Below are 26,663 nucleotides of genomic sequence, written 5' to 3'. Positions count from 1 at the left end.
TCCGTCATCTCTCCAGGTTGCACGTCCCGAGCGTCATTCTTGCCGGCTGCGGCCTGCCTGGCGCCGCTTGATCCAGATCGGCAGCAAGGAAAGCAGAGCCAGCAGGGTCAGCGCAATCAGGATTTCCGGAGAGGCGATCATGGACAGAGACAATGTATCGCTCTTTTGCAGCGTATTGCTCAGGCCTTGCCCGAAATAGGCGAAGACGAAGGTTCCCGGCAAGATGCCGAGCGCGGTGGCGACAAGGTATGGCATCAATCGCATGCCGACGAGCGCCGGTGCGATATTGACCAGCCAGAAAGGAAAGAGCGGAACCAGTCGCAGGAAGAGCAGGTAGTGGAAGCCGTTATCGCGGATTTCGCGTTCCAGTTTGGCCAGCCGCTGGCCGGCGCGGGCGCGCAAGCTGGCTGCCAAAGCGGTCCTCGCGGCCAGGAAAACGATACCGGCGCCCAGTGTCGCGCCGATCGCGGTCCAGAGGGTGCCAAGCCAGGCGCCGAACAGGATGCCGCCGGCCAGGGTAACGAAACTGGCGATCGGCAGGGAGAAGGCAACCAGGATCGTGTAAAAACCGGTATAGGCCAGCGGCGCGAGCAGGGGATGGGCCGCCACCCAGAGCCGCAGGTCACTTTGATGCGCGCGCAGCGCGGCCAGATCGAAGAAGCGTCCCAGGTCGAACGCCAGGAACAGTACAAGGCCGAGGGCGAGCACGAGCAGGGGAAGAAGGCGTTTCAAAGTCATGTCGGAGAGCGCTGCTGCCAGCCTTGATCTTCGCCCCAATATGGCAGCAAAGAGCGGCAAATTGCACGCGAGCGCGGCGGGAAAGCATCGCTTTCACCCAATCGTGAACCTCTGGCTTCCAACGGGGCCACCGAAGCCGCCCCGTATTCGCTCGCCGGCATGACGCCGGCGGGCGGGCGGACAGCGGGTCAGTTCGGCTTCGGCAGATCGAAGAGCAGAATCTCGGCGCCGTCCTTGGTCGCAATCGACACCGGGTCCTCGCCGACCAGGGCGACACCGGCACGGGTGGGAATTTCGGTGCCGTTCACCGTCACCTTGCCGTCGGCTGCAACCAGATAAGCGATCCGGTCGGATTTGAGGTTGAAGCCGGTCTCCGCACCCCTTTCCAGCAAGGCGCCGTACAGCGTGGCATCCTGATGGATCAGCAAGGTGCCGGGATTGGCCGCCCGGATCGGCTCCTCGCCGGAGGCAAGCGGCACCAGGCGATTGGCGCGGTCATGCTTGGGGAACTGCGCCTGCTCCCAGCGCGGCTTGAGCCGCATCTGCTTCGGCTCGACCCAGATCTGGAACAGATGCGTCAGCTCGTCCTCGGCATTCCATTCCGAGTGCATGATGCCGGTTCCGGCGCTCATCACCTGGACATCGCCGGCCGGCGTGCGTCCGCGGTTGCCGAGGCTGTCCTCATGCGTGATGGCACCGCGGCGGACATAGGTGATGATCTCCATGTCGCGGTGGCCGTGCATGGGAAAACCAGATTTGGGCTGGATCTCGTCGTCGTTCCAGACGCGCAGCGGCCCGAAGGCATTGCCCATCGGCGCGGCGACGCCGGAGAAATTGAAGTGGAACCGGCTGTTCAGCCAGTCGATCTGCATCCGGCCCAGCCGGTCGAAAGGAATGACGTGGATCATCATCATCTCCATGTGCCGCAGCGGCGCGCGGCCGCCGCGGCCGGTTGGGATCAGGCGTTCTGGGCCGCCAGCTTGGCGGCGATGCCGGCAACGTGCCGGCCCTGGAAGCGTGCCAGCTTCAATTCGATCTCGGTCGGTTGCCGGCTACCATCCGGCCCGGCGATCGTGCCGGCGCCGTAGGGCGAGCCGCCCTTCACCTCGCCGAGCTGCATCAGTTCCGGTGCCGAATAGGGCAGGCCGACGATGACCATGCCGTGATGCAGCAACGTGTTGTGGAAGCTGGTGATGGTGGTCTCGTTGCCGCCGCCGGTGCCGGTCGAGACGAAGACGCTGGCCACCTTGCCAATCAGCGCGCCCTTGACCCAAAGACCGCCGGTCTGGTCGAGGAAGTTGCGCATCTGGCCGCTCATATTGCCGAAGCGGGTCGGGGTGCCGAAAATGATGGCGTCATAATCGGCCAGCTCCGCCGGGCTGGCGGCCGGCGCTGCCTGTTCCCACTTGCCGCCGGCCTTCCTGAACGCTTCTTCCGGCATGGTCTCGGGCACCCGCTTGACGGTGACCTGGGTTCCGGCCATCTCGCGCGCCCCGGCCGCAACGGCCTCGGCCATCTTCTCGATATGGCCATACATCGAATGATACAGCACCAGCACCTTGGTCATTGTCGGCTCCATTGGTTTCGTGATGTCGCGTCGATAATTAGCTTCTCTATTTTCAGAAACAATCTATGATTTGGAATATGATTGTTTCCTATTGTGGACGATAGCGTATGGAGCATCTGGTCGATCTGGCGGTCTTTGCCCGGGTGGTCGAGAACAACAGCTTCAGCGCCGCGGCTGCCGCCCTGAAGCTGTCCAAGTCGGCAGTGTCGAAGCAGGTGGCCCGCCTGGAGGCGCGGCTCGGGGCGCAGCTGCTGCAGCGCACGACGCGCAAACTGGCGCTCACCGAGACCGGCCGGATCGTCTATGGCCATGCCCAGCGTCTGCTGGCCGAGGCGGAGGCCGCCGAAACCGCCGTGCAGGCGCTTTATTCGACGCCGCGCGGCCGCCTCAGGGTGAACATGCCGGTCAATTTCGGGCAGATGCATGTTGCGCCGCTGCTGCCGGATTTCCTGGCGCGCTGTCCCGAACTGGAACTGGAGCTGACCGTCAACGACCGGCGGATCGACCTGCTGGAGGAGGATGTCGATGTCGCGATCAGGATCGGCGTGCTGGCCGATTCGACTTTGACCGCGCGGCGGCTGGCTCGCAATCGCATGGTGATCTGCGCTGCGCCGGCCTATCTGCGCCGCGCCGGCGTGCCGATGAAACCGGAGGACCTGCGCCAGCACCAGTGTCTTGTCTATTCCTATCTTCCGGCCCCCGAGATATGGCCGCTGGTGAATGAAGCCGGCGCTGCCGCGGCAGTCAAGGTCAGCGGGCGCCTGCATGCCAATAACGGAGACATGCTCCGCATTGCCGCGCTGGCCGGCACAGGCATCATCTTCTCGCCGAGCTTCATGGTCGGCGCCGATCTCGCGGCAGGCCGGCTGGTGCCGCTGCTCGAGTCCTACACGCCGGCGCCGAGCGGCATCTACGCCGTCTATCCGGCGCAGCGCTATCTGACCCCCAAGGTGCGCGCCTTCATCGATTTCCTCGCCGAGCGGTTCGGCCCGGAGCCGCCCTGGGACCGTGTCTGGCTGAACACACCCGGGAAGCAGCAGCGAACCGGGGATTGAAACCGGGTTTACGGCGCCGCAGCGCTGTGCTATCGAACGGGCGCGACGAGAGGACGCACCGGATGACACGCCTTTGGCGACATCGACGACCGCATCAAGCCGCACCGCAAATGCGAAAGCGGTGCCGGTTGGCCGTTCGCGTGCGCTGAAGCCTGAGTCCAAGTCGCTATTTCTGAAAAACGACACCAGCAGCTTCCAGGATGACCGCGAACCGCCGGCCGAAAGGACGGACGGCCCGGACGGCCCGTCCGCCAGTGGTTTCAGATCTCGTTGCCGGAAGCAAGCTGATGTTCCCCATAGTTCCCGAGCGGTCCACCGATGCCGCCCAGATCGAAAACCTGCTCGACATCACCTTCGGGTCGGAGCGGACGAAAAAGACGGTTTATCGCCTGCGCGAGGGCGTTGCGCATGTGAAGTCGCTGGCTTTCGTGGTCCGCGATCCGGAAGGGCGGGTGCTGGGTTCGATCCGCTATTGGCCGGTCACGATCGGCGAGCAGACGGCGGCGGTGATGCTGGGGCCGGTCGCCGTGCATCCGGACTATCAGGGCCAGGGGATCGGCCGGGCATTGATCCGGCACAGCCTCTATGCCGCCACCCGGCAGGGGCACCGGATCTGCATCCTGGTGGGCGATAAGCCGTATTACGAACCCTTCGGTTTCAGCAATGCCGCCGACCGCGGCCTGGAAATGCCGGGCTGGGTGGAACGCGAGCGGTTCCAGGTGATGGAACTGGCGCCGGGTGCCCTGACCGATGTCAGAGGCATGGTCGGCAAGGCGAAGGCCGGGCGTCGCAGCCGCGCCGCCTGAGGCCTAGCGGCTTTCGCGCCGCCACATCAGCAGCATGACAACCAGCAACCCGGCCAGCACGCCGAGCGGCGCCGCCAGCGGCGTCAGCGTCAGGCCGGTGACGACGTAATCGTTCTGCCGGTACAGGCCGATCCAGTCGCGCCCGGCGGCGTCGCGGGCCGCGCTGCGCGTCGGCTTGTCCAGCATGCGGATATCGGGCAGACCGTCGCGCAGCCAATGTTCGCTGCCATGGCTCGCATCGGCGAGCGGCTTCAATATGTTCGGCGTGGCGCGCGGGTCGGCGAATTCTTTCGGATTGACGGACCCCATCGTGGCGATCGCCTCATGCTCGCCATCCTCGACGCGATAGATGCCGGGCATCTCCACCGGCATCGTGCCGTTGGACAAGCCCTTGCCCTGTTCGGTCAGTTTGAGCGGGGCCTGGCTGCCATCCGGCTTGGTGACGGTCACCGGCTCCTGATGCTCGGTCAGGCTTTGGCGCTCGACCTGCAACTCGCCGCCGCGGATTTCGGCGCGCAGCGCCTCCTCCTCCAGATCTGGCTCCTTCATCAGCCAATGCGCCAGGCGGCGCAGCAATTCGGCCTGCGGGCCGCCGCCTTCGAAGCCGCGCGACCATAGCCAGATCTGGTCGGAATAGATCTGCGCCACCCGTCCCTGTTCGAAACGATCGAGCACCAGCAGCGGCGTGCCGTCCGACGTCTGCATCAGCGTCTGGCCGCGCGTGACATCGACATTGGTGACGCGGAACCAGTGGCTCCAGCTCGGCTTTCCGTTGTTGTCGGTTGCGCCCGGCAGATCGGCGGTGACCGGATGCCGCAAGCCGGTCGGGCTCAACTCCGGCAGGAACGGTTCGGTGCGGACGGTGCCGGTCGGCCGGCCCGGCAGGACATCGGCCAGGGGCGTGCGGTAGATGCTCAGCGGGGTCGCATAGGCTGGCCCGGAAACGTCGAGCAGGGCGCCGCCATGGCGGACGTAATTGACGATGTTTTCATAATAGGAGCTCGGCAGGATGCCGCGGCGCCGGTAGCGATCGAAGATGATCAGGTCGAACTCGTTGAGTTTGAGTTCGAACAGCTCGCGGATCGGGAAGGCGATCAGCGATAGTTCACGGATCGGCGTGCCGTCCTGCTTGTCCGGCGGCCGCAGAATGGTAAAATGCACGAGATCGACGTTCGGATCGGCCTTCAGCAGGTTGCGCCAGACGCGCTCGCCGGCATGGGCTTCGCCGGTGACCAGCAGCACGCGAAGCCTGTCGCGTACGCCATTGACGGACAGGGCGACGCGGTTGTTCAGCGGCGTGAGTTCGCCTTCCACAGGCGCGACGTCGAATTCGAGCAGGCTATGGCCGGCGCGCGGCAGCCGGAACGGCACGGTGACATCCTGGCCGATCGGGGCGGTGATCGTCTGATCGCCCACATCCTGCTGGTGGAAATGCAATTCGGCGGTCTCGCCCGGCGCAGCGCCTGAATCGTCCACACGCAACGTGATGCTGAGGTCCTGATTGACCATGCCGAAGGTGGGGGCGTTATGCACGACCAGACGGCGATCCCGCTCGTCGGGGCGGCCGGTCAGCAGCACATGGACGGGTGCGCTTGCCGCATCCTGCGCCGCGACGACCTCCGGCATGTCATGTACCTGGCCATCGGTGATCAGGATGCTGCCGGCCAGCCGCTGACGCGGCAGGTCGCTCAAGGCGAGCGTCAGGGCGGAAAACAGCCGGGTGCCTTCGTCTCTATGCGCCGTGTTCGCGCTCGGCTGGCCGGCATGGACCACACGCACGTCCAGGTTCTCGATGGCGCCGAGCCTCTGCCGCAGGGCGGCCTCGGCGGCGGCGGTCTGCTGGCGCCGATCGCCGATGCCCTGGCTCGGGCTGTCGTCGACCACGACGACGGCGACATCGGGCAGTCCGGCATGCTCTTCCTTGCGGGCCACCGGATTGGCCAAGGCGGCCAGTGCGACTGCAGCGGCAAGGGTGCGCAGAAGCGTTCCGCGCGCGCGATGCCACAGGCCATAGATCGCGAGCAGCACCACGATTGCCATGCAGGCCGCCAGAAAAGGCCAGGGCACCAGGGGAGCAAAATCGAGCGTATAGGTGCTGTTCATGGAAAGCCTTACTGTCCCAGGCGTTCCAGCAGGGCGGGGACATGCACCTGATCGGCCTTGTAGTTGCCGGTCAGGGTGTACATCAGAAGATTGACGCCGAAGCGATAGGCATATTCACGCTGCCGCGGCGTGTTCGGAACCGTAGCCGCCAGGGGACGGCCGCTCGAATCCATCGCCCAGGCCGCGGCCCAGTCGTTGCTGCCGATGACCATGGAGGTGACGCCGTCCTTGTCGCCGCCGGGATTGCGCTCGACCCAGACGGTTCCGCCGCTATAGCGGCCAGGGAAATCCTGCAGAAGATAAAATGCCTTGGTCAGGACATGATCTTCAGGCACCGGCATCAGCGGCGGGACGTCCAGCTTGGCCAGCAGCTGGCGCAGCTTGGCGGTGTTGGGGCTGGCGGCAGTGCCGCTCAGGCCGGTCGCCTGATCGCGCGTATCGAACAGGATCATGCCGCCGGTTTTCATGAACTGATCGATGCGGCGCAGCGCCTGATCGGACAGTTGCGGCTGTCTGGGCGTGATCGCCCAGTATAAAAACGGCAGCAGCGAAATATCGTCCTTCTCCAGATCGATGCCGATCGGCTCGGCCGCCTCTATCGAGGTCCGGCGGTACAGAATTTCGGTCAGCCCGTACAGGCCGGCGCGATTCATCTCGTCGACGTCGCGCTGTCCGGTGATGACATAGGCCAGCCGCAGATCGAGCGAGGCTTTCATGGCGAATTCGTCGGCCGGCGAGATTGCATTTCCGCGCTGCTGCGCCTGCGCCGCTGATCCGACGCCGACCAGAACGCCGATCAGCAATAGCCCGGCCGCCGGCCGGAAGCGCGGCAGCAATCCGCGCAGGGCGAGGCCGATCAGCCAATCGGCAAGGATGAGCAGCAGGGCGGCGCTGAGCAGCCAGGGCAGCAGCCGGACTTCATGCGCCGTCTGCCGCAGCGTCACGACGCTCGCCTCGGCCGGCCATTTGGAAATCGGCTGCAGGACGGTCTCGGCATTGGTCGCATTCAAGGCCCGGCGCGCATCGAGGCGGCCGTACCAGCCGGGCGGATGCTCCGGGCCGGGCTTGACGCTGCTGCCGCTTTGGGCAGGCAACGGCTGCACGGCGGGACTTGGCTGTATCGAGCGGCCGAAGCCGTCCAGCACGTTCAGGGGCGGCAAGGGATTGTCCGCCACGTCGCTGCTGGCCGCCACGCCTTGAGAAAGATCGATCACCTTGCGAAGCATCTCGACATAAAACCCGCTCAAGGCAAGATCGGACCATAATGTATTTGCCGTCGTGTGCACGAGAATCAACCAACCCTTGCCGCGCCGTTCGGCTGTAACCAGCGGGGTCCCGTCCTCCAGGCGCAGCCAGGTCTTCTCGCCAAGCTGCGCTTCCGGTTCGGCCAGGACCTGCCGGGTGACGGTGATGTCTTCTCCGCCGGGGAGGCCATAGAAGGGGCTGCTCTCCGGAATCGGACCGAGCTTCTGCGGCTGAGACCAGGACAATGCCCCGCCGAGCTGGCGCGCGCCCTGGCGCAGCTTCACCGGCAACAGCGAATCGTTGGTTTCCGCCATTCTCGGACCGGCGAAGCGCAGCAGCACGCCGCCGCGGTCGATCCAGTCCTGGAGCCGGCTTTCGTCGCCGCCGACGACCTGCGCGACATCGGCCAGGATGATGACGGCGATATCCCGCTCCAGCAATTCCGCGATGCGGCCCTGCCGCAGCTCGGCATAGGGGCTCAGCGCGCGGTCGAGATAAAAGAGGTCGTCCAGCAAAGGTTGACGAGTTTCCAGAGCGCCGCCGGCGACAAGGCCGACCGGGCGGCGGCGCCAGCGATCGTCCAGCAACTGCACCGTCCCGGCACTCGGCTGCTCCTCGATCTCCAGCCGCGAGAGCTGGTTGCGCAGTTCGCTGGGCAGATCGAGTTTCGTCTCGGCGGTGGCCGAGCCGCCTGTGAAGGTCATCGTGTTCCGTGCCAGGACGCGGCCCTGATCGGTTACCGCGCGTAGCGTCATACGGCGCTCTCCCGTTTCACCTTGCGGCCGGCGGGCGGTGATCATGTCGCCCTGCCGGTTGGTCGCCGGCGGCAAGAGCGCCAGCGGCGCGTTGCCCGGCTCGTCGGTGACCACCTGCAGGGGACCGAGCCTGAGCAGCCATTCGGCAAGCGTGTAGGCGCCCTCGCCGCTGGCATCGTCCTGCAATCCGTCGGTGAGCCAGATCACTTCGGCGCTGTCGGGCAGTTTCGCTCCACGCAGGGTCTGGACCAGGGCGGCGCGATCGCTCCGCCAGGCCTTGGGCTGCAAGGCGGCGACGGTGGGACGCAATTCGCCGGCCGGCATCAATTGGCTCACCTGCTCCGTCTCGGCATTCTCGGGCGGAGCGCTCGTCACCAGAAGCGCCGGGCGGCCCTCGCGTTCGGCGCGATCCAGAACATTGTCCGCATAGGCAAGGTGCTCGCGCCAATGCGCCGCCGCCGTCCAGTCGTCGTCGATTACCAGCACCAGCGGTCCGCTATGCCGTTGCGCCACCTGCGGGTTCAGGATCGGTTCCGCCAATGCGAGGATGGCCAGTGCCGCGATGAGCAGGCGCAGCAGCAGCAGCCAGAGCGGCGTATGGGCCGGCGTTTCTTCCTTGGGGCGAAGAAGCTGCAACAGGCGCAGCGGCGGGAACTCGACCTGCTTGGGCGTCGGCGGCGTGATCCGCAGCAGCCACCACAGGACCGGCAAGCTCAGGAGCGCGGCGAGTGCCCAGGGCGTGGCGAAGGCAAGAGAGCCGAGCGTCAGCATGGCGGCCTACCGCATGATGATATTCGCCCGTCCGGCCCGCTCGCCCTGGAGGGCTTGGTACAATGCCAGCAAAGCAGTCTGCGGCGGCCGGTCGGTCCCGTGCTTCAGGTGCCGCCATCCCAGTCGGCGGCAGACCTCGGCCAGATCGTGCTGATGCGCGGCAAAGGCGGTGCGCCAATCGTCGGCGAGCGACTCCGCGCGCGGTACCAGCAGGGGCGTTTCGCCCTCCAGCCCCAGGAATCGCGTCCGGCCCTGATAGGGGAAATCCTCTTCGGCCGGGTCGACCAGGCGCATCAGCGTGCCTTTGATGCCCATATCGGCAATGGCGCGCAGGCGGGCCGCCAATTCGGGAATCGGGTAGAGGAAGTCGCCGATCAGCACGACATGCGCATAGCGCGGCAGGCTCTGCGCCGGCGGCAGGCTGGCTTCGGCGGTATTCAGGCGCGCGCGCAGCAGCTGTTCGGCGATCCTTTCCAGGACCAGCCGGCCGGTGGCCGGCCGTTCCGGATTGCCCAGCAGCGCAATCCGCTCGCCGCCGCGCAGCAGCAGGCTGGCCAGCGCCAGCAGCAACAGGTCGGCGCGCATGTCCTTCTGTTCCGGAGCCTGCGACGACTTCCAGCGCATCGACGGCGAGGGATCCCGCCACAGCCAGACGCTTTCGGCGGCTTCCCATTCGTTTTCGCGGATGAAGGGGTGCGGGCGCTTGGCCGTCTGGCGCCAGTCGATTCGCGCGATCGGGTCGCCAGGGCTGTAGCGGCGGAACTGCCAGAAGGCATCGCCTGCGCCGACGCGTCGGCGGCCATGCACGCCTTGCTCGATCGTGGCGGCCACCCGCTCGGCGGCGACCAGCAGCGGCGGCAGGAAAGCAGCAAAATGTTCGGCGCGCTGGCGCCGGGCATTTGCTGTCGCTCCGGCGGCCGTCGCTCTGCTCATTGCAGTGGCTGGGTCAGGCGACCAATCACGTCGGCCATCGTGACGCCCTCCGCCCGGGCCGCGAAGGTCAATGCCATGCGGTGGCGCAGGACCGGGCCGGCGAGCGCCAGAACGTCGTCGATCGAAGGAGCCAGCCGCCCCTGCAGCAGCGCCCTTGCACGCACCGCCAGCATCAGGGCCTGGCTGGCGCGAGGTCCGGGGCCCCAGGCAACCTGTTCGTCCAGTCCTTCTATCGTGGTGTCCTCGGGCCGTCCGGAGCGGACCAGGTTCAGAATCGCCTCCACGACGCTTTCGCCGACCGGCACGCGCCGCACCAGGCGCTGCGCTGCCATCAGATCGGCGGCGCTGAGCACGGCCGGGACGGTTTCCTCGGTCGCGCCGGTGGTGGCGAACAGCATCCGGCGTTCCGCCTCGCGGTCCGGGTAATGTACGTCGATCTGCAGCAGAAAACGGTCGAGTTGCGCCTCCGGCAGCGGATAGGTGCCTTCCTGCTCCAGCGGATTTTGCGTCGCCAGCACATGGAAGGGCGCCGGCAATTCGTGGCGCTGGCCGGCCACCGAGACCTGACGCTCCTGCATGGCCTGCAAGAGCGCCGACTGGGTGCGCGGGCTGGCGCGGTTGATCTCGTCGGCCATCAGCAACTGACAGAAGACCGGGCCCGGAATGAAACGGAACGAGCGCCTGCCGGCATCGCTTTCCTCGAGGACCTCGGAGCCGAGAATGTCGGCGGGCATCAGATCCGGGGTGAATTGGACCCGGCGGGCGTCCAGGCCAAGCACCTTGGCCAGCGTTTCGACCAGCTTGGTCTTGGCGAGGCCGGGAACGCCGACCAGCAGGGCATGTCCGCCGGCCAGCAGGGTGATCAGCGTTTCCTCGACCACGTTGCCCTGGCCGAAGATGACCCGCTCGACCGCATCGCGCGCGGCGCCCAGCCGCCCGCCAATCCGCTCAATTTCGGGAAGGATCTGTTCGGCAGTATCACTCAGATTTTGCATGCCGGCGAGTATATAGTAGAAGGGAAGCGAAAGCACAGATATCGCATATGCCCGTCCCTAGTGCCAAAGTACCAAATCTCAAAGACGTGATTGCCCGTTTCAGCGCCGGCAGCGAAACTGCCCTGCAGGGCAAACCGCCGGTAGAAAAATGGAATCCGCCGTTTTGCGGCGAAATCGATATGCGTATCGCCCGGGACGGATCCTGGCATTACATGGGCTCGCCAATTTCTCGGCCGGCAATGGTCCGGCTCTTCGCCAGCATCCTGCGCCGGGAGGCGGATGGAAGTTACGTACTGGTCACGCCGGTGGAGAAATGCGGCATCAGGGTCGACGATGCGCCCTTTGTTGCGGTCGAAATGACTCTGGCCGGCGAGGGCGAGAGCCGCCTGATCGCCTTCCGCACCAACGTCGACGATATCGTCCCTCTCGATGCAGAGCATCCGCTGCGGGTCAGCATCAACCCGGCCACCGGCGAGCCGTCGCCTTACGTCCTCGTGCGCGGCCGGCTCGAGGCATTGCTGACCCGCCCGGTCTATTATCAGCTGGCCGATCTTGCCGAGGAACGCGAGCTGGACGCTCGCCGCTCCTACGGCGTGTTCAGCGCCGGGCAGTTCTTTTCGCTCGGGGATGTCCTATGACGGCCGAGGCGCCCATGATCGTCGCGGCGGCGACGCCGGTGCTCGATCGCCTGCGGCGGCGGCTTCGGCCGGTGCCGCCGCTCGCCGACATACCGCGCGACTATGCCGCCGCCCCGAAGGGCGATTTCCAGCTCAATCAGAATTTCCGGCCGCTTCGGCCCGGTCCGCTGGTTCCGGCGGCCGTCCTGATGCCGGTGGTCGCCTATGAGGATGGCGAGCGCGTCATCCTGACCAAGCGCACGGCGCATCTGTCCAATCATGCCGGCCAGATCAGTTTTCCCGGCGGCCGGATCGATCCGGAGGATCCCGATGTGATTGCCACGGCGCTGCGCGAGACCGAGGAGGAGATCGGTCTCGACCGGGTCCATGTCAGCGTTCTTGGCGCGCTCGATCCTTACGTTACCGGCACCGGCTTCATCATCGTGCCGGTGGTGGGCATGGTCCGCCCCGGCTTTACCCTGATGCCGCAGCAGCACGAGGTGGCGGAGATTTTCGAGGTTCCGTTTGCCTTCCTGATGGATTCCCGAAATCACCAGCGCCATAGGGGCGTATTCAACGGGATGGAGCGGCAATGGTGGGCCATGCCGTATGACGACCGGTATATCTGGGGAGCGACCGCCGGCATGCTGCGCAATCTGCATGAACTTCTGCATGGCGATGTGGCCAACAACGAGCGCGAAGTCGCCGGATGAGCCGTCTTCTTCTTAACCTTCTTCCGCTGCTGCTGCCGTTCATCCTTTATGGGCTGTACCTGTGGCATGTGAAGCGGAGCGGCAAGGACGGCCCCGAGGCGACGCCGTGGTTCTGGCTGGCGGCAAGCGGGCTGGTCCTCGCCATCGTCAGCTTCATCATCTGGGGCGTTTTCTTCGAGCAGCAGCTGGGCGACTATGCTCCCGCCCGGTTTGAGGACGGCCGCATCGTACCCGGCCGAATCACGCGATGAGCTGCCATCGATGACCAGCGAGCCAGAGCAGGATCTGCCCGACCGCATCGAGCCGACGGACTGGATGCAGGCGCCGCCCACCCTCGCCGTGCTGGCGGCGTTGGGTGCGGGCGGCGCTACCGTCCGGTTCGTCGGCGGCTGCGTGCGGGACGCTATCCTGGGCCTGCAGCCGGAGGATATCGACATCGCCACGCCGGAGGTGCCGGAGGTGGTGATCCGCCGGCTCGAGAAGGCGAAGCTGAAGGCCGTGCCGACCGGGATCGAGCATGGCACGGTGACGGCGGTGGCGCCGCCATCGACCTTCCAGATCACCACGCTGCGCCGCGACGTTTCGACCGACGGCCGCCATGCCGTGGTGTCCTACGGCACCGATTGGGCGGAGGACGCCAAGCGGCGCGACTTCACCATCAATGCGCTATACGCCGACGCCGATGGCCGCCTGCACGATTTCACCGGCGGCCGGGCCGATCTGGCGGCCGGCATCGTGCGTTTCATCGGCGATCCCAGGCAGCGCGTGGCGGAAGACTATCTGCGCGTCCTGCGCTTTTTCCGTTTCCATGCCCGATTCGGCAGGGGCGCGCCGGATGCCGCTGCGCTGGCCGCCTGCGCGGATGCCGCAGACAAGCTGGAGCGCCTCTCGGGCGAGCGCATCCGCGACGAATTGCTGAAGATATTGGGGCTGCCGAATGCGCCTGAGGCTTTGCTGCTGATGCAGCAAAGCGGCGTGCTGGCCGCCCTGCTGCCCGATGCGCGCTTCGATGCCGCCCAGCTATCGGCGCTGATCCGGTTGCAGGCGGCATTGTCGGAGCGGAGCGGGCTTTACCCGGAAGTCTGGCCGCGGCTGGCCGCGCTCTTTCCGCCCGGTCCTGCCGAGCTTGCCGATCGCCTCGCCGACCGTTTGAAGCTGTCGAACGCGCAGCGGCTGCGCTTCGGTGCGACCATGGCGCCGGCGCCCTTCACCGCCGAATCACTGCCGGACGAGGCACGCTTCCGGCAGGCGCTCTATCGCTTTGGCGCAGAACGTTGCCGCGATCATGTGCTGCTGCTGGGAGCGCGCGATCAAGATGTCGCTGCGGCGGCGTTGCAGAGGGCGGTGGAGACGACGCAATGGCGCCGCCCGGTCTTTCCCCTGCGTGGCGCCGATATCCTGGCGCTCGGCTTCTCGCCGGGGCCGACGGTCAGCGCATTGCTGAGAGAGCTGGAAACATGGTGGGCGGAGGGCGGCTTCCAGGCCGACCGGGAGGCTTGCCTGGCACAGTTGCGCGAGCGCGTGCGGGTGGCGCCGGGCAACTGAAAGCCCGAAAACCAAAGCCTGCGAACCAAAGCCCGCGGAAAATGCGCGTTTTAATGATTTCCAGGAGGTAAAGCGCCGCCCTTTCGTGAGGGGCATCCGACGATAGGCGGAACGGTCGGGAGGCGGTCGGTGCGGCAAACGCGGGCCGCTTGGTCGGGCGCTTGAAATTTGTCAGGCGCTTAAAAGAACTCGAGCTCCACGTCGGCGCCGTAATCCGGACGTCGATGTGGAGCTCGAGACCAAACTTACGCTACTTGGACTTTACTTCTTCTTGGCAGCCTTCTTCTTGGCAACCTTCTTCTTGGCCTTCGGGGCCTTCTTAGCCTTCACGGCCTTCTTGGCTACCTTCTTCTTAGCAGCCTTCTTCTTCGCAGCCATGTTCTCCTCCATGGATTAAGTGCGGTACATACCGCAACGAAGTTTCGAGAAATGTTTCTCGAACGAGCGTATCTCTAGCACAACATTGCGGCGTTAACCACTAAATCTTGCGTAGTGCTAAAAAATTATTAAAAGCGTGTCCTTTTGGTCGCAGACTCGAGGGCAACGCTCGAACGAAAACGCATCGTCAAAGTAATACGACGATGATCGCAGAGAAAAACGCGAATGCGCGCGAAGCCGCATAAATACTGGTGATTTTGATCATGGCCATTTCACGACAGGCGGCATCGACATGAGGATCGCTTCGGTGTTGCCGCCGGTCTTGAGACCGAAAGTCGTGCCGCGGTCGTAGAGCAGATTGAACTCCACGTAGCGCCCTCGACGGACCAGTTGATGGTCTCTTTCGGCTTCGGTCCACGAATCATTCAGGTGCCGGCGCACGATTCTCGGGTACGATTCGAGGAACGATTCGCCGACCGCTTTGGTGAATGCGAAGTCGCGTTCCCAGTCGCCGCTGTCGAGATTGTCGAAGAAGATTCCGCCGACGCCGCGGGGCTCGTTGCGATGCGGCAGGAAGAAATAATCGTCGCACCATTTCTTGAAGCGGGGGTAGTAGTCGGGATCGAAGCGATCGCACGCCGCTTTCAATGCGGCATGGAAGCTGTCGGTATCCGCGGCGTCGGGAATCATCGGCGTCAGGTCGGCGCCACCGCCGAACCACGACTTGCTGGTGACGAGGAAGCGCGTGTTCATGTGCACGGCGGGAACCTTGGGCGACTGCATATGCGCGACCAGCGAGATGCCCGATGCCCAAAAGCGCCCCGTCTCGGCCGCACCGGGAATCTGTTTGCGGAACTCGGGCGAGAACTCGCCATGCACGGTCGAGACATTGACGCCGACCTTCTCGAACACCCGCCCGCGCATGACGCTCATCACGCCGCCGCCGCCGCCCGGCCGCTCCCAGCTCTTGCGCTCGAAGCGGCCGGCCGGCCGGTCGCTCAGTCGGCCGGTCAGTTCATCCTCGAGCTGCTCGAAAGCGGCGCAGATGCGATTGCGCAATTCCTCAAACCACAGGCGAGCCTGCTGCTGGCGGTCGGAGACGACGGCATCGCTCATGGAATTTCTCTCCTTCATAAAGCGGGATCAGGAAGCCGGGCGGGGGAAGGCCTGCAACTGACGCAACGCCTCGCCGAGTACCATGGCCGCGGCGGTGGCGACGTTGATGGAGCGCAACCCGGGGCGGATGGGGATCACCAGCCGGGCATCGGCGGCGGCATGAACATGGTCCGGCGCTCCCTTGCTTTCGCGGCCCATTATTATTATGTCGCCGGCGGCGAAGCGAAACTCGGTATACGGAACGGCGGCCTTGGTCGTCATCAGCAACAGGCGGCCGGGCGGCCGCTCGGCCAGGAAGCGGTCCCAGCTCTCATGCCGGAAGATCGCGGCATGTTCGAGATAGTCCATCGCGCTGCGGCGGATCGCCTGCACCGAAAAAGGGAAGCCGCAGGGTTCGATGACATGCACCGGCACGTCAAGGCAGGCCCCGAGGCGCAGAATCGTGCCGAGGTTCGGAGGTATGTCGGGCTCAAACAGTGCGATCCGCATCGGGTCCTTCGAGGCGGGAGAGGGGTGTCAGGTTTTTCGCGGTTTATCAAGCCGTTTCCAGCCTCAAGACCCCTGCGGCAACCTGTCGCATGCATTGGGCTAAATGCTGGACTTCGTCAACATATAGTGAGAAATATCCCCTCTCGTTTCCAGGACCTTATTATTTCTCGAGGAAGCTATGGCAGGGACAGCGACCCAAAAGGCCGGCACGACCGAGCCGACCCGCCGCGACTTTATCGTCGTCGCGGCCGGCGCGTTCGGAGCGGTGGGGGCGGCGGCGGCTTTGTGGCCGTTCATCGATCAAATGAATCCGTCTGAGGATGTTCTGGCGCTGTCCAGCACCGAGGTCGACCTCAGCCAAATCGAAGTCGGCCAGAGCCTGACGGTCCTGTGGCGCGGCAAGCCGGTTTTCGTGCGCCATCGCACGAAGGCGGAAATCGAGGCCGCCGAGAAGGACGACAATGCCGACCTGAAGGATCCGCAGCGCGACGAGGATCGGGTCCAGAAGCCGGAATGGCTGGTGCTGGTCGGCGTCTGCACCCATCTGGGTTGCGTGCCGCTCGGCGAGCAGGGCGAGTATCACGGCTGGTTCTGCCCCTGCCACGGTTCGGTCTACGACACCTCGGGCCGCATCCGGAAAGGCCCGGCGCCGAAGAATCTGGCGGTGCCGCAATACACCTTCCTGACTGACACCCGCATCCGCATCGGCTAAGGACCCCAACCGATGGCAAATAATACGACCGGCTTCTACAGCAATCCGATCGTCAAGTGGATCGAATACCGCTTGCCGATCTTCTCGACCCTCGATCATGTGGTGGGCAGCCAGTATCCGGCCCCGAAGAATCTGAACTACTGGTGGAATTTCGGCTCGCTGGCCGGCCTCTGCCTGGTCATTCAGATCCTGACCGGCATCGTGCTGGTGATGCACTACACGCCGCAGACTTCGCTGGCCTTCGATTCGGTCGAGCACATCATGCGCGACGTCAATTATGGCTGGCTGCTGCGCTACATGCACTCGAACGGCGCGTCGATGTTCTTCGTGGCCGTCTACATCCACATTTTCCGTGGCCTGTATTACGGCTCCTATAAGGCGCCGCGCGAGCTGCTGTGGTGGCTCGGCCTCGTCATCTTCCTGCTGATGATGGCGACCGCCTTCATGGGCTACGTGCTGCCGTGGGGCCAGATGAGCTTCTGGGGCGCCACCGTGATCACCAACCTGTTCTCGGCCATTCCGGTGATCGGCGAGCCGATCGTGCATTGGCTCTGGGGCGGCTTTGCGGTCGACAACCCGACGCTCAACCGCTTCTTCTCGCTGCACTACCTGCTGCCGTTCGTCATCGTCGGCGTGGTGGTGCTGCACGTCCTGGCGCTGCACCAGCATGGTTCCAACAACCCGCTGGGCATCGACACCAAGGGCCCGCAGGACAAGATCCCGTTCCATCCGTACTACACCATCAAGGATCTGTTCGGCATCGGCCTGTTCCTGCTCTTCTTCGGCTACTGGCTGTTCTACAATCCGAACGGTCTGGGCCATCCGGACAACTACATTCCGGCCAATCCGCTGGTGACGCCGGCGCATATCGTGCCCGAATGGTACTTCCTGCCGTTCTACGCGATCCTGCGTTCGGTGCCGGACATCTGGTTCATCGAAGCCAAGCTGGCCGGCGTCATCGCCATGTTCGGCTCGATCCTGATCCTGTTCGTGCTGCCCTGGCTGGACACCAGCAAGGTGAGGTCGGCCAAGTTCCGCCCGATCTACAAGCAGCTGTTCTGGGTGTTCGTGCTGGCCTGCATCGGCCTGTGGTATGCCGGCGGCCAGCCGCCGGAAGGCATGGCCCTGGTGATCGGCCGCGTCTGCACGATCTATTACTTCCTGCACTTCCTGGTGCTGCTGCCGCTGGTCGGCTGGTTCGAGAAGCCGCTGAAGCTGCCGGCGTCGATCAGCGAGGCGGTGCTCAAGGGCGATGCCGCTCCGGGCGCTGCGGGCAGCAAAGCGTAAGCTGGGGGATCGAAGAATGAAAAAGATGTCACTGCGTGCGATCCTCGCGGCCCTCGTCCTCGGCTGCGCCGTTCCCGCCATGGCCGCCGAGGGCAGCGCCCCGCCGGCCCAGAAATGGAGCTTCGACGGTCCGTTCGGCACCTTCGATCGCGCCGCCCTGCAGCGCGGATACCAGATCTACAAAGAGGTCTGCTCCGCCTGTCACAGCATGAAGTACGTCGCCTTCCGCAATCTGACCGAGATCGGCTTCTCGGAAGCGGAGGCGAAGGCGCTGGCGGCGGGCTATCAGGTCACCGACGGTCCGAACGATGATGGCGAGATGTTCCAGCGCCCGGCGACCCTGGCCGACAAATTCCCATCGCCTTTCCCGAACGACAAGGCTGCGCGGGCGGCGAATGGCGGGGCTCTGCCGCCGGATCTGTCGCTGGTGGCCAAGGCCCGGGCTCATGGTCCGGACTACATCTACTCGGTCCTGACCGGCTACAAGGAAGCCCCGGCGGGCTTCCAGGTGCCGGAAGGCCTGCATTACAACGAGGGCTTCCCCGGTCATAAGATCGCGATGCCGCAGCCGCTGACCGCCGATCAGGTGACCTACAGCGACGGCACCAAGGCGACGCTGGAGCAGGAGGCGCATGACGTTACGACCTTCCTGATGTGGACGGCCGAGCCCAAGCTGGAAGAGCGCAAGCGCATGGGCCTGAAGGTGATGATCTTCCTGGTCATCCTGACCGGCCTGTTCTTCGCCGCCAAGAAGCGGATCTGGCGCGACGTCCACTGACGTTTCGCGGGTTCAGGGCCGTCCCGGCCAAACGGTCGGGGCGGCCTTTTTTGTTGCGCCGCGACAGGCGGTTTGCTTAAGTCGCGCGGCAATTTGAGCCGATTCCGACGGGGATAGACGATGGCGGCGAAAGCAAGAAAACCGACATCCAAGCGCAGTTCCGCGCCGCGCAAGGCAAGCCGCGCCAAAGCCGCCTCCGGATCGGCGGCCAAGCGCAAAACCGCCGTCCGGCGCAGCGGCAGCAACAGCGCATCCGCGGGGGCGATTGCGCGGGTCGCCGCCAAATCCGTCAAGGGTGGCCGCAAGAGCGCCAACATTTCCAAGCCGCATATCGCCAGGCCGGGCGATCCGGTGCGGATCGGCGTGCTGGGCGGCAGCGGCATCTACGGCATGGCCGGCCTGAAGAACACGCAATGGCGGAAGGTTTCGACGCCATGGGGCGATCCGTCCGACGAGCTGCTGTTCGGCACCCTCGATGGCGCCGAACTGGTCTTCCTGCCGCGCCATGGCCGCGGACATCGCCATTCGCCGTCCGAGGTGAATTACCGGGCCAATATCGACGCGCTGAAGCGCGTCGGCTGCCAGGACGTGATCTCGGTTTCGGCCTGCGGTTCGTTCAAGGAGATTCTGGCGCCGGGAACTTTCGTGATCGTCGATCAGTTCATTGATCGTACCTTCATGCGGCAGAAAAGCTTCTTCGGTACCGGACTCGTCGCCCATGTTTCGGCGGCGCATCCGGTCTGCCATCGTCTGGGCGACGCGCTGGAAGCGGCGGCGAAGGCCGCCGGTATCGAGGTTCAGCGCGGCGGCGTCTATCTGTGCATGGAAGGGCCGCAATTCTCCACGCAGGCGGAAAGCTTCCTGTACAAGAGCTGGGGTTGCGATGTGATCGGCATGACCAATGCACCGGAGGCCAAGCTGGCCCGCGAAGCCGAGCTTTGCTATGCCAGCGTCGCCATGGTCACCGATTACGATTGCTGGCATCCCGACCACGATCATGTCGATGTCGCCGCCGTGATAAAGGTTCTGCTGGAAAATGCCGAGAAGGGGCAGGCTCTGGTCGCCGAGGCCGTCCCGCATCTCAAGCATCGCCCGGCGGATTGTCCGCAAGGCTGCAATCATGCGCTCGATACGGCGCTGATCACGGCGCCGGAGAAGCGCGATCCGAAATTGATCAAGAAGCTCGACGCGGTCGCCGGCCGCGTCTTGAACGCCTGAGTTAGGGAAAGACCAGCCGCATGCAGGGCATCAAGGACAAAATCCGCGCCATTCCGGATTATCCGAAACCGGGGATCATTTTCCGCGACATCACCACGCTGCTGCAGGATGCGCGGGGCTTCCGCAAGACGATCGACGAAATGGTGCAGCCGTTCGCCGGTACCCGCATCGACAAGGTGGTCGGCATCGAGGCGCGCGGCTTCATTCTCGGCGGCGCCATCGCCCATCAGCTTTCGATCGGCTTCGTGCCGGTACGCAAGCGCGGCAAGCTCCCCTACAAGACGCTGCAGCAGGAATACCAGCTCGAATACGGCACCGATGCGATGGAAATCCATGTCGATGCGATCCAGCCGGGCGAGAATGTGCTCGTCGTCGACGACCTGATCGCTACTGGCGGCACGGCCGAGGCCGCGATCAAGCTGATCCGCGCCTACAAGGGCGTGGTGATCGGCTGCTCGTTCATCATCGATCTGCCTGAGCTTGGCGGCCGCAAGCGTCTCGAGGCGCTGGGGGTCAAGGTGCTGGCGCTCTGCGACTTCGAAGGCCACTGACAGCCTTCTGCCAAGGGAGTGGCCCTGTGGCGCATCATATCACTGGTCTCGATCACGCCGTATTGGCCGCTGCCGATCTGGAAGCGGCGCGCGCAACCTACCGCAAGCTCGGCTTCACGCTGACGCCGCGCGGCCGCCATATCGGCTGGGCGACCGGCAATTACTGCATCATGTTCGGCGGCAATTACCTCGAACTGCTGGGGATTGCCGAGCCGGGCGGATTCACGGCCGGTCTGGAAGAAACCGTCCAGCGGCGCGGCGAGGGGGTGCATAAGCTGGTGCTTGGCATCGACGATGCGGCCGCAGCACGGGCTTCCCTGGTGGCCGAGGGCATCGCCGCCTCCGAAGTGCAGGACCTGAAGCGGGCGCTGGAATTGCCCGAAGGCACGGTCATGCCGGCCTTCAGCCTGGTGCATCTGCCGGCCGAAGCCACGCCGCAGACCTCGATGTTCTTGTGCCAGCACCTGACGCCCGGGCTGTTGCGGCGTCCGGAATGGCTGATCCATCCGAACGGCGCCGAGAACCTGGCCGGCGTTGTCGTCGTGGCGGAGGATCCGCCCTCCCTGGAGATGCCCTACGAGCGGCTGCTTGGCGCGGGTTCTGCGGTGCGCACCGACCGCATGATTGCGGCGCGGACCGGCGCGGAGACGATTCTGTTCGTCACCGAGGACGATCTGGCGACGCTGTTCCCCGATCTCGATCATCCGCCGCGCTCGACGCCCTACATCGCCGGGCTGCGTTTCGGCGTGCACAATCCGGATGCCGCCGCGGCCTATTTCGAGGCGGTGGGCGTGGAGCATGCGCGCAGCCTGGACGGCACCGTGCTGGTGCCCGCCTCGGCGGCGCATGGCTGCTTCCTGGAGTTTTCCGCCCGCCTTTAGAGAATGGCGTCGAAGAAGGCCAGCGTGCGGCGTCGGGCCAGCGCGGCGGCATAGCCGTCATAGACCGGGCGCTGATCGCAGTTGAAGCCGTGATCGGCGTCGTAAATATGCGTGGTGATGGTCGGATGCTTCGCCTTCATGGTTTGGGCGAGCGTGACCGGGATCATGGCATCCTTGGCGCCGAAATGCAGAAGCGCGGGGCATTGCGGCGCATTGTCGATCAATTCGGCCCAGGGGCCGCCGTAATAGCCGACCGAGGCGCTCAGGCCGGGCACGATCGCCGCCGCCAGCCAGGTCACGCCGCCGCCATAGCAGTAGCCGGTGATGCCGACGCGGCCGGCGGCGCCGGCGGCGGCCACGGCAGTCGTCACATCCCGCATGCAGTCGGTCCAGTTCATCTTGCCGCGCAATTCGCGGCCCTTGGCGATATCCTCGGGGCTGTAGCCCAGATCGACGCCGCGCTGAATGCGGTCGAACAGGGCTGGCGCCACGCAGTAGTAGCCGTCGGCGGCAAATCCGTCGCAGACCGATTTCATGTGGTTGTTGACGCCGAAAATCTCCTGGATCACCACCAGGCCGCCTTTGGCAGCCGTCTTCGGTTCGGCGATATAGGCCTCGAAACGGTGGCCGTCCGCCGCCGTCAGATTGGTCATCGTACCCATGGCGGTTTCATCCCTGCTGAAGTTGCGGATCGCGAAAGCGCATCAGGCCGATGCTGGTGAATTTCATCACCAGCTCGTCCCGTTGATTGAAGACCTCGACCAGGAAGCGGCCGGAGCCGATGCCGGGCCGGCTTTTCGAAGGGGTCTTTTCGGTGCAGCACAGCCGCGCCCGGATCGTGTCGTCCGGACGCACCGGCTTGATCCAGGCCAGATCGTCGAAGCCGGGCGAGCCGAGGCTGGCTTCGAGATCGATGGCCGAATCGACGATCAGCCGCATCACGGTTGCGGCGGTATGCCAGCCCGAGGCGATCAGGCCGCCGAAATTGCTGTGCTTGGCCGCCTCGGGGTCGATATGGAACGGCTGCGGATCGAACTGGCTGGCGAAGCGGATGATCGCATCTTCGCTGAAGGTATAGCGACCGGTTTCCCGCGTCGCGCCGATGACGACGTCTTCATAATACTGCATCGGAGGCTTCCTAGGCTGGCGCCGTTCCGCCGGCGCTGCGGCGGCGATACATCCCCTTGGCCTGCATGGTCAGGACGATCTCGCCATTCTGGTTGCGCATCTCGTAGCGCGTTGTGATTACGCCGCGATCCGGCTTCGACTGCGACGGCTTCACGGCAATGATTTCTCCCTTCAGGAACAGGGTGTCGTCGGGGCGGACCGGCTTGACCCAGCGGAGCTGATCGACGCCCGGCGATCCCATGCTGGCCGCCGAGCCGATCATGTTGTCGACCAAAAGGCGCATCATGATGCCGGCGGTATGCCAGCCCGAGGCGCAGAGGCCGCCGAACAGCGAGCGTTTGGCGGCTTCCTTGTCGAGGTGGAAAGGCTGCGGATCATACTCCCGCGCGAATGCGATGATTTCGTCCTCGCTGACCTTCCGCGGGGGAAATTCCATCACCTCTCCGACGGTAAAATCCTCCAGATATTTAAGATCAGCTTTTTGGCCAGCGGCCTGTGTCGATTGTGGGTCAAGTTGCGATGCCGTCATCGTCTTCGATCATTTCCCTCCGGTGTCGATGTTCAGTCAGCCGCCGCCTCAGGTAGAGAAGCAATGTTGCGGGCATCTGTAAATGCCGATCATGCCTTCTTCGTCCGATTCCGCTAGGTAAGGCGGTGGATGCCGTCCGCGCGCATGGCGAGGCTTTGCTAAAGGATCTCGCGAAATGGGAGGCGCTGGCGCGCAGCACGGATTTCGATAGCTGAGCCGGTTCGCTCAGGTGTTGAAGCGGAAGTGGAAGACATCGCCGTCCTGGACGACGTAATCCTTTCCCTCCAGGCGCAGCTTGCCGGCGTCGCGCGCGCCGGCCTCGCCTTTGCAGGCCACGTAATCCTGGTAGGCGATGGTTTCGGCGCGGATGAAGCCTTTTTCGAAATCGGTATGGATGACACCGGCCGCTTCCGGCGCCTTGGCGCCCTTGCGCACGGTCCAGGCGCGGGCCTCCTTCGGCCCGACGGTGAAGAAGGTCAAGAGATCGAGCAGGCGGTAGCCGGCGCGGATCACGCGGGCAAGGCCGGTTTCCGTCAGGCCGAGATCGGCCAGGAAGGCCTGCTTCTCGTCTTCGCTGTCGAGCTGGGCGACCTCGGCTTCAATGGCGGCCGAGATCACCACCATCGCCGCACCCTCCACTTCGGCCTTGGCCTTCACCCGCGCCGAGAAGGCATTGCCGTCCGCCGCCGCGGCTTCCTCGACATTGCAGACATAAAGCACCGGCTTGGCGGTGATCAGCATGAGTTCCTTATACAAACGCTGCTCGTCTGCCGTGGGCTTCACGGTGCGGGCCGGCTTGCCCTCGCGCAATGCCGCGAGCACCTTCTCCATGACGGCGAGGCGCGCCTTCTCTTCCTCATTGCCCTGCTTGGCGCGCTTGGCGGTCTGTTCGGCGCGGCGCTCCAGGCTTTCCAGATCGGACAGCATCAGTTCCGTCTCGACCGTCTCGGCATCGGCGATCGGATCGACCCTGCCTTCGACATGGGTGATGTCGCCATTCTCGAAGCAGCGCAGCACATGGCAGATCGCATCCACCTCGCGGATATGGGCGAGAAACTGGTTGCCGAGGCCTTCGCCCTTCGAAGCGCCCCGCACCAGACCGGCGATATCGACGAAGGTGAGCTGCGTCGGGATGATCTTGGCCGAGCCGGCGATCTGCGCCAGCACATCCAGACGCTCGTCCGGCACGCCGACCAGGCCGGTATTCGGCTCGATGGTGCAGAAGGGATAATTCGCCGCCTGCGCCGCCGCCGTCTGCGTCAATGCATTGAACAGGGTCGACTTGCCCACGTTCGGAAGGCCGACGATGCCACACTTGAAACCCATGATACGCTAGTCCTTCGGTTTTTTCGCTTTGGGCGGCTGCAACTGCAGCGCCACCTTGTTCATGAAGCCCGGATCGTCGCCGCGCGCCAGATAGCCGGCGTGATCGGCGATGGCGTCGAGCAGGGGATCGAGCCAGGCATGCTCGTCGCTGGTGAAGTTCTGCAGCACATAGCTCAGGACATAATCCTTGCCAGGATGGCCGATGCCGACGCGCAGGCGGCGGTAATTGGGGCCGATCGCGGCATCCACCGAGCGCAGGCCGTTATGTCCGGCATGACCGCCGCCGGTTTTCATCCGGATCTTGCCGGGTGCCAGATCCAGCTCGTCATGCACGACGACCACCTGCTGCGGCGGAATCTTGTAGAAGCGCGCCGCCTCTCCGACCGATTTGCCGGACAGATTCATATAGGTCATCGGCTTCAGGATCAGCGTCTTGACGCCATCCAGCAGGCCTTCGGCGATTTCGCCCTGAAAGCGCCGGCGGAAAGGCTGAAACTTGTGCCGTTCGGCGATGGCATCGACAGCGAGGAAACCGACATTGTGACGCTGCCGCCTATGCTCGTTGCCGGGATTGCCCAGTCCGACGAGAAGCAGCATGCTGGTTCAACTCGCCTGCAGAAAAGGGGAGGGACGGCCCACCATCGATGCGCCGTCCCGATACGCCTTACTTCTTGCCGCCGGCAGCGGGTTTGGCTTCCGCCGCCTTGGCAGGTGCCGCAGCGGCAGCGCCGGCTGCCGGAGCGGCGGCAGCAGCGGCTGCGGCCGCCGGAGCCGCTTCTTCTTCCTTGATCGGCGCGGCAATGGTCGCAACCGTGAAGTCGCGATCCTGAATCACCGGCCGGATGCCTTCCGGCAACTGGAATGCGGAGATGTGGATCGAATGGCCGATCTCCATGCCGGCGAGGCTGATCGAGATCGCCTCGGGGATGGAATCGGGCTGGCAGAAGAATTCGACTTCGTGACGGACGATGTTGAGCACGCCGCCTTTCTTCAGGCCCGGCGACTGATCCTGATCGAGGAAATGCACCGGGATGAAGATACGGACCCGCGAGCCCTTGCCGACGCGCTGGAAGTCGACATGGATCGGCCGGTCTGATACCGGGTCGAGCTGTACGTCGCGCGCCAGAACGCGTTCGGTCTTGCCCGCGAACTCTACGGTGAACAGGCGCGAGAAGAAGCTGCCCTTGCTCAGCTCCTTCAGCAGGTCGCGGCCGTCGATGGAAATCAGTTCCGGGGCGAGCTTCTCGCCATAGATGACCCCCGGTACGCGACCCTTCAGTCGCGTCGCACGGGCGGTCCCCTTGCCGGCCCTCGACCTCGCCTCGGCGGCGATGGTGGTTACTTCACGCATAACACGCTCCTTGGTTGACGGACGGTGCGGCACCATTGCCGAACCGTTTCCGGCGCCGGCCTCCAGGGGTGCCGTACGCCGAAACTCGGAAAGTCGTTCAGTCGAACAGGCTGGAGACCGAAGTCTCCTCGCTGATGCGCCGCATGGCCTCGCCGATCAGCGGCGCGATCGACACCTGGCGGACGTTGCGCGCCAGGCGGACCGCCTCGGTCGCCAGGATCGAGTCGGTGATGACCAGGCCTTCGAGCTGGCTGGCGGTGACGCGGGCCACCGCGCCGCCCGACAGCACGCCATGGCTGACATAGGCATAGACCGCCTTGGCCCCGTGCTTCTTCAACGCCTCGGCGGCGTTGCAGAGCGTACCGGCGGAATCGACGATGTCGTCGACCAGCAGGCAGCGGCGGCCCTCGACGTCGCCGATGATGTTCATCACCTCGGACACGCCGGCGCGCTCGCGCCGCTTGTCGACGATGGCGAGATCGACGTCCAGGCGCTTGGCGATGTTGCGGGCGCGCACCACGCCGCCGACATCGGGGGAGACCACCATCAGGTCGTTGCCCTGCAAATGCTGCTTGATGTCGGCGGTCAGCACCGGAGCGGCCATCAGGTTGTCGGTAGGGATGTCGAAAAAGCCCTGAATCTGATCGGCGTGCAGATCGAGCGTCAGCACGCGGTTGGCGCCGGCCGCGGTAATCAGGTTGGCGACCAGCTTGGCCGAAATCGGCGTACGCGGACCCGGCTTGCGGTCCTGACGGGCATAGCCGAAATAGGGAAGCACCGCCGTGATGCGCCGCGCCGATGCCCGCTTGAGCGCATCGATGCAGACCAGAAGTTCCATCAGGTGGTCATTGGCGGGATAGGAAGTCGACTGGATCACGAAGACGTCCTCGCCGCGGACGTTTTCATGGATCTCGACAAAGACCTCCATGTCGGAGAACCGGCGCACGCTCGCCTTGGCGAGAGGAACGGAAAGATATGCCGCAATGGCTTCCGCCAGCGGACGATTGGAATTACCCGCCAAAACTTTCATGACAGAGCTCGATGGATGCCGGACCCGGGAGAAAACCGCGCGGACT

28 protein-coding genes are annotated in these 26,663 nt (G+C 64.7%); 12 read left to right on the top strand and 16 right to left on the bottom strand.

Annotated features, from left to right (window positions below):
* Window positions 1–33 precede the first annotated feature (33 nt).
* From VF194_RS09825 to wrbA, 3 genes are all read right to left on the bottom strand, one after another.
* Window positions 34–738: a TVP38/TMEM64 family protein gene (locus VF194_RS09825; protein ID WP_330890470.1), complete on the bottom strand. Its 705-nt coding sequence runs from the start codon at window positions 736–738 to the stop codon at window positions 34–36.
* Window positions 739–926: 188 nt separating this feature from the next.
* Window positions 927–1,646, bottom strand: coding sequence for a pirin family protein (locus VF194_RS09820; protein WP_330890468.1), 720 nt, complete (start codon window positions 1,644–1,646; stop codon window positions 927–929).
* A gap of 50 nt (window positions 1,647–1,696) precedes the next feature.
* On the bottom strand, window positions 1,697–2,305 hold the full coding sequence (gene wrbA / locus VF194_RS09815) for an NAD(P)H:quinone oxidoreductase (protein ID WP_330890465.1): 609 nt from the start codon (window positions 2,303–2,305) through the stop codon (window positions 1,697–1,699).
* A 107-nt stretch (window positions 2,306–2,412) separates the two neighbouring features.
* On the opposite strand from wrbA, the gene VF194_RS09810 reads away from it, so the two are divergent.
* Together VF194_RS09810 and VF194_RS09805 are read left to right on the top strand one after the other, a co-directional pair.
* A complete protein-coding gene (locus VF194_RS09810; protein WP_330890463.1) occupies window positions 2,413–3,360 on the top strand; it encodes a LysR family transcriptional regulator in 948 nt (315 codons plus the stop codon).
* 287 nt (window positions 3,361–3,647) lie between these two features.
* A complete protein-coding gene (locus VF194_RS09805; protein WP_330890461.1) occupies window positions 3,648–4,166 on the top strand; it encodes an N-acetyltransferase in 519 nt (172 codons plus the stop codon).
* Between the two features lie 3 nt (window positions 4,167–4,169).
* Here the strand turns inward: VF194_RS09805 and VF194_RS09800 are convergent, their stop codons facing one another.
* Genes VF194_RS09800 through VF194_RS09785 form a run of 4 tightly spaced genes read right to left on the bottom strand, consistent with a single transcriptional unit; the run spans window position 4,170 to window position 10,968 of the window.
* A complete protein-coding gene (locus VF194_RS09800; RefSeq protein ID WP_330890459.1) occupies window positions 4,170–6,269 on the bottom strand; it encodes a hypothetical protein in 2,100 nt (699 codons plus the stop codon).
* 8 nt (window positions 6,270–6,277) lie between these two features.
* On the bottom strand, window positions 6,278–9,040 hold the full coding sequence (locus VF194_RS09795) for a DUF4159 domain-containing protein (protein WP_330890457.1): 2,763 nt from the start codon (window positions 9,038–9,040) through the stop codon (window positions 6,278–6,280).
* Window positions 9,041–9,046: 6 nt separating this feature from the next.
* Complete coding sequence (locus tag VF194_RS09790) at window positions 9,047–9,973, bottom strand: DUF58 domain-containing protein (RefSeq protein ID WP_330890455.1); 927 nt, start codon at window positions 9,971–9,973, stop codon at window positions 9,047–9,049.
* Window positions 9,970–10,968, bottom strand: coding sequence for a MoxR family ATPase (locus VF194_RS09785; protein WP_330890453.1), 999 nt, complete (start codon window positions 10,966–10,968; stop codon window positions 9,970–9,972). Before VF194_RS09785 ends, VF194_RS09790 begins: the two co-directional genes overlap by 4 nt.
* A 47-nt stretch (window positions 10,969–11,015) precedes the next feature.
* On the opposite strand from VF194_RS09785, the gene VF194_RS09780 reads away from it, so the two are divergent.
* Genes VF194_RS09780 through VF194_RS09765 form a run of 4 tightly spaced genes read left to right on the top strand, consistent with a single transcriptional unit; the run spans window position 11,016 to window position 13,843 of the window.
* Window positions 11,016–11,606 (top strand): DUF1285 domain-containing protein, encoded by a 591-nt coding sequence (locus VF194_RS09780; protein ID WP_330890451.1) that lies wholly within the window; start codon window positions 11,016–11,018, stop codon window positions 11,604–11,606.
* A complete protein-coding gene (locus tag VF194_RS09775; protein WP_330890449.1) occupies window positions 11,603–12,298 on the top strand; it encodes a CoA pyrophosphatase in 696 nt (231 codons plus the stop codon). Before VF194_RS09780 ends, VF194_RS09775 begins: the two co-directional genes overlap by 4 nt.
* Window positions 12,295–12,549 (top strand): DUF6111 family protein, encoded by a 255-nt coding sequence (locus VF194_RS09770; protein WP_330890448.1) that lies wholly within the window; start codon window positions 12,295–12,297, stop codon window positions 12,547–12,549. The genes VF194_RS09775 and VF194_RS09770 overlap by 4 nt, the downstream gene beginning before the upstream one ends.
* Window positions 12,550–12,559: 10 nt before the next feature.
* The gene (locus VF194_RS09765; RefSeq protein ID WP_330890446.1) at window positions 12,560–13,843 is read left to right on the top strand and encodes a CCA tRNA nucleotidyltransferase; all 1,284 of its coding nucleotides are present in this window, start codon (window positions 12,560–12,562) and stop codon (window positions 13,841–13,843) included.
* Between the two features lie 639 nt (window positions 13,844–14,482).
* Here the strand turns inward: VF194_RS09765 and hemF are convergent.
* Both hemF and VF194_RS09755 read right to left on the bottom strand, forming a co-directional pair.
* The gene (gene hemF / locus VF194_RS09760) at window positions 14,483–15,337 is read right to left on the bottom strand and encodes an oxygen-dependent coproporphyrinogen oxidase (RefSeq protein WP_330890444.1); all 855 of its coding nucleotides are present in this window, start codon (window positions 15,335–15,337) and stop codon (window positions 14,483–14,485) included.
* 27 nt (window positions 15,338–15,364) lie between these two features.
* Window positions 15,365–15,826 (bottom strand): tRNA (cytidine(34)-2'-O)-methyltransferase, encoded by a 462-nt coding sequence (locus VF194_RS09755; protein WP_330890442.1) that lies wholly within the window; start codon window positions 15,824–15,826, stop codon window positions 15,365–15,367.
* Between the two features lie 178 nt (window positions 15,827–16,004).
* Between VF194_RS09755 and petA the strand changes: the two genes are divergently transcribed.
* From petA to VF194_RS09725, 6 genes are all read left to right on the top strand, one after another.
* A complete protein-coding gene (gene petA, locus VF194_RS09750; protein ID WP_330890440.1) occupies window positions 16,005–16,538 on the top strand; it encodes a ubiquinol-cytochrome c reductase iron-sulfur subunit in 534 nt (177 codons plus the stop codon).
* A 12-nt stretch (window positions 16,539–16,550) separates the two neighbouring features.
* The gene (locus VF194_RS09745) at window positions 16,551–17,825 is read left to right on the top strand and encodes a cytochrome b/b6 (RefSeq protein WP_330890438.1); all 1,275 of its coding nucleotides are present in this window, start codon (window positions 16,551–16,553) and stop codon (window positions 17,823–17,825) included.
* A 25-nt stretch (window positions 17,826–17,850) separates the two neighbouring features.
* Window positions 17,851–18,603 (top strand): cytochrome c1, encoded by a 753-nt coding sequence (locus tag VF194_RS09740; protein WP_414656090.1) that lies wholly within the window; start codon window positions 17,851–17,853, stop codon window positions 18,601–18,603.
* Between the two features lie 120 nt (window positions 18,604–18,723).
* Window positions 18,724–19,821, top strand: a complete 1,098-nt coding sequence (locus VF194_RS09735) for an S-methyl-5'-thioadenosine phosphorylase (protein WP_330890434.1) — start codon at window positions 18,724–18,726, stop codon at window positions 19,819–19,821.
* Window positions 19,822–19,841: 20 nt separating this feature from the next.
* The gene (locus VF194_RS09730; protein WP_330890432.1) at window positions 19,842–20,372 is read left to right on the top strand and encodes an adenine phosphoribosyltransferase; all 531 of its coding nucleotides are present in this window, start codon (window positions 19,842–19,844) and stop codon (window positions 20,370–20,372) included.
* 26 nt (window positions 20,373–20,398) lie between these two features.
* On the top strand, window positions 20,399–21,253 hold the full coding sequence (locus VF194_RS09725) for a VOC family protein (RefSeq protein WP_330890430.1): 855 nt from the start codon (window positions 20,399–20,401) through the stop codon (window positions 21,251–21,253).
* Here the strand turns inward: VF194_RS09725 and VF194_RS09720 are convergent.
* From VF194_RS09720 to VF194_RS09690, 7 genes are all read right to left on the bottom strand, one after another.
* Window positions 21,250–21,915: a dienelactone hydrolase family protein gene (locus tag VF194_RS09720; RefSeq protein ID WP_330890428.1), complete on the bottom strand. Its 666-nt coding sequence runs from the start codon at window positions 21,913–21,915 to the stop codon at window positions 21,250–21,252. The genes VF194_RS09725 and VF194_RS09720 overlap by 4 nt on opposite strands.
* Window positions 21,916–21,922: 7 nt before the next feature.
* Window positions 21,923–22,381 carry a MaoC family dehydratase gene (locus VF194_RS09715; protein ID WP_330890426.1) on the bottom strand — a complete coding sequence of 153 codons (459 nt, stop codon included), beginning with the start codon at window positions 22,379–22,381 and terminating at the stop codon, window positions 21,923–21,925.
* 10 nt (window positions 22,382–22,391) lie between these two features.
* Window positions 22,392–22,817, bottom strand: coding sequence for a MaoC family dehydratase (locus tag VF194_RS09710; protein WP_330890424.1), 426 nt, complete (start codon window positions 22,815–22,817; stop codon window positions 22,392–22,394).
* A gap of 318 nt (window positions 22,818–23,135) precedes the next feature.
* The gene (gene ychF, locus VF194_RS09705) at window positions 23,136–24,236 is read right to left on the bottom strand and encodes a redox-regulated ATPase YchF (protein WP_330890422.1); all 1,101 of its coding nucleotides are present in this window, start codon (window positions 24,234–24,236) and stop codon (window positions 23,136–23,138) included.
* A 6-nt stretch (window positions 24,237–24,242) separates the two neighbouring features.
* Complete coding sequence (gene pth / locus VF194_RS09700; protein WP_330890420.1) at window positions 24,243–24,833, bottom strand: aminoacyl-tRNA hydrolase; 591 nt, start codon at window positions 24,831–24,833, stop codon at window positions 24,243–24,245.
* 67 nt (window positions 24,834–24,900) lie between these two features.
* Window positions 24,901–25,587, bottom strand: a complete 687-nt coding sequence (locus VF194_RS09695; protein ID WP_330890418.1) for a 50S ribosomal protein L25/general stress protein Ctc — start codon at window positions 25,585–25,587, stop codon at window positions 24,901–24,903.
* A gap of 97 nt (window positions 25,588–25,684) precedes the next feature.
* On the bottom strand, window positions 25,685–26,617 hold the full coding sequence (locus tag VF194_RS09690) for a ribose-phosphate pyrophosphokinase (protein WP_330890416.1): 933 nt from the start codon (window positions 26,615–26,617) through the stop codon (window positions 25,685–25,687).
* Window positions 26,618–26,663: the final 46 nt, after the last annotated feature.

Origin of the sequence: Ferrovibrio sp. (assembly GCF_036381655.1) — a bacterium.
In the GTDB taxonomy this organism is placed as follows: Bacteria; Pseudomonadota; Alphaproteobacteria; order Ferrovibrionales; family Ferrovibrionaceae; genus Ferrovibrio.
The sequence above is the reverse complement of the archived record's forward strand: the minus strand, read 5'-3'. Positions and strand labels throughout refer to the sequence as shown.

Excerpts from the sequence above, each read along its gene's own strand:
- VF194_RS09825 (WP_330890470.1), bottom strand. The coding sequence starts at position 738 with ATGACTTTGAAACGCCTTCTTCCCCTGCTCGTGCTCGCCCTCGGCCTT.
- VF194_RS09820 (WP_330890468.1), bottom strand. The coding sequence starts at position 1,646 with ATGATCCACGTCATTCCTTTCGACCGGCTGGGCCGGATGCAGATCGAC.
- wrbA (WP_330890465.1), bottom strand. The coding sequence starts at position 2,305 with ATGACCAAGGTGCTGGTGCTGTATCATTCGATGTATGGCCATATCGAG.
- VF194_RS09810 (WP_330890463.1), top strand. The coding sequence starts at position 2,413 with ATGGAGCATCTGGTCGATCTGGCGGTCTTTGCCCGGGTGGTCGAGAAC.
- VF194_RS09805 (WP_330890461.1), top strand. The coding sequence starts at position 3,648 with ATGTTCCCCATAGTTCCCGAGCGGTCCACCGATGCCGCCCAGATCGAA.
- VF194_RS09800 (WP_330890459.1), bottom strand. The coding sequence starts at position 6,269 with ATGAACAGCACCTATACGCTCGATTTTGCTCCCCTGGTGCCCTGGCCT.
- VF194_RS09795 (WP_330890457.1), bottom strand. The coding sequence starts at position 9,040 with ATGCTGACGCTCGGCTCTCTTGCCTTCGCCACGCCCTGGGCACTCGCC.
- VF194_RS09790 (WP_330890455.1), bottom strand. The coding sequence starts at position 9,973 with ATGAGCAGAGCGACGGCCGCCGGAGCGACAGCAAATGCCCGGCGCCAG.
- VF194_RS09785 (WP_330890453.1), bottom strand. The coding sequence starts at position 10,968 with ATGCAAAATCTGAGTGATACTGCCGAACAGATCCTTCCCGAAATTGAG.
- VF194_RS09780 (WP_330890451.1), top strand. The coding sequence starts at position 11,016 with ATGCCCGTCCCTAGTGCCAAAGTACCAAATCTCAAAGACGTGATTGCC.
- VF194_RS09775 (WP_330890449.1), top strand. The coding sequence starts at position 11,603 with ATGACGGCCGAGGCGCCCATGATCGTCGCGGCGGCGACGCCGGTGCTC.
- VF194_RS09770 (WP_330890448.1), top strand. The coding sequence starts at position 12,295 with ATGAGCCGTCTTCTTCTTAACCTTCTTCCGCTGCTGCTGCCGTTCATC.
- VF194_RS09765 (WP_330890446.1), top strand. The coding sequence starts at position 12,560 with ATGACCAGCGAGCCAGAGCAGGATCTGCCCGACCGCATCGAGCCGACG.
- hemF (WP_330890444.1), bottom strand. The coding sequence starts at position 15,337 with ATGAGCGATGCCGTCGTCTCCGACCGCCAGCAGCAGGCTCGCCTGTGG.
- VF194_RS09755 (WP_330890442.1), bottom strand. The coding sequence starts at position 15,826 with ATGCGGATCGCACTGTTTGAGCCCGACATACCTCCGAACCTCGGCACG.
- petA (WP_330890440.1), top strand. The coding sequence starts at position 16,005 with ATGGCAGGGACAGCGACCCAAAAGGCCGGCACGACCGAGCCGACCCGC.
- VF194_RS09745 (WP_330890438.1), top strand. The coding sequence starts at position 16,551 with ATGGCAAATAATACGACCGGCTTCTACAGCAATCCGATCGTCAAGTGG.
- VF194_RS09740 (WP_414656090.1), top strand. The coding sequence starts at position 17,851 with ATGTCACTGCGTGCGATCCTCGCGGCCCTCGTCCTCGGCTGCGCCGTT.
- VF194_RS09735 (WP_330890434.1), top strand. The coding sequence starts at position 18,724 with ATGGCGGCGAAAGCAAGAAAACCGACATCCAAGCGCAGTTCCGCGCCG.
- VF194_RS09730 (WP_330890432.1), top strand. The coding sequence starts at position 19,842 with ATGCAGGGCATCAAGGACAAAATCCGCGCCATTCCGGATTATCCGAAA.
- VF194_RS09720 (WP_330890428.1), bottom strand. The coding sequence starts at position 21,915 with ATGGGTACGATGACCAATCTGACGGCGGCGGACGGCCACCGTTTCGAG.
- VF194_RS09715 (WP_330890426.1), bottom strand. The coding sequence starts at position 22,381 with ATGCAGTATTATGAAGACGTCGTCATCGGCGCGACGCGGGAAACCGGT.
- VF194_RS09710 (WP_330890424.1), bottom strand. The coding sequence starts at position 22,817 with ATGGAATTTCCCCCGCGGAAGGTCAGCGAGGACGAAATCATCGCATTC.
- ychF (WP_330890422.1), bottom strand. The coding sequence starts at position 24,236 with ATGGGTTTCAAGTGTGGCATCGTCGGCCTTCCGAACGTGGGCAAGTCG.
- pth (WP_330890420.1), bottom strand. The coding sequence starts at position 24,833 with ATGCTGCTTCTCGTCGGACTGGGCAATCCCGGCAACGAGCATAGGCGG.
- VF194_RS09695 (WP_330890418.1), bottom strand. The coding sequence starts at position 25,587 with ATGCGTGAAGTAACCACCATCGCCGCCGAGGCGAGGTCGAGGGCCGGC.
- VF194_RS09690 (WP_330890416.1), bottom strand. The coding sequence starts at position 26,617 with ATGAAAGTTTTGGCGGGTAATTCCAATCGTCCGCTGGCGGAAGCCATT.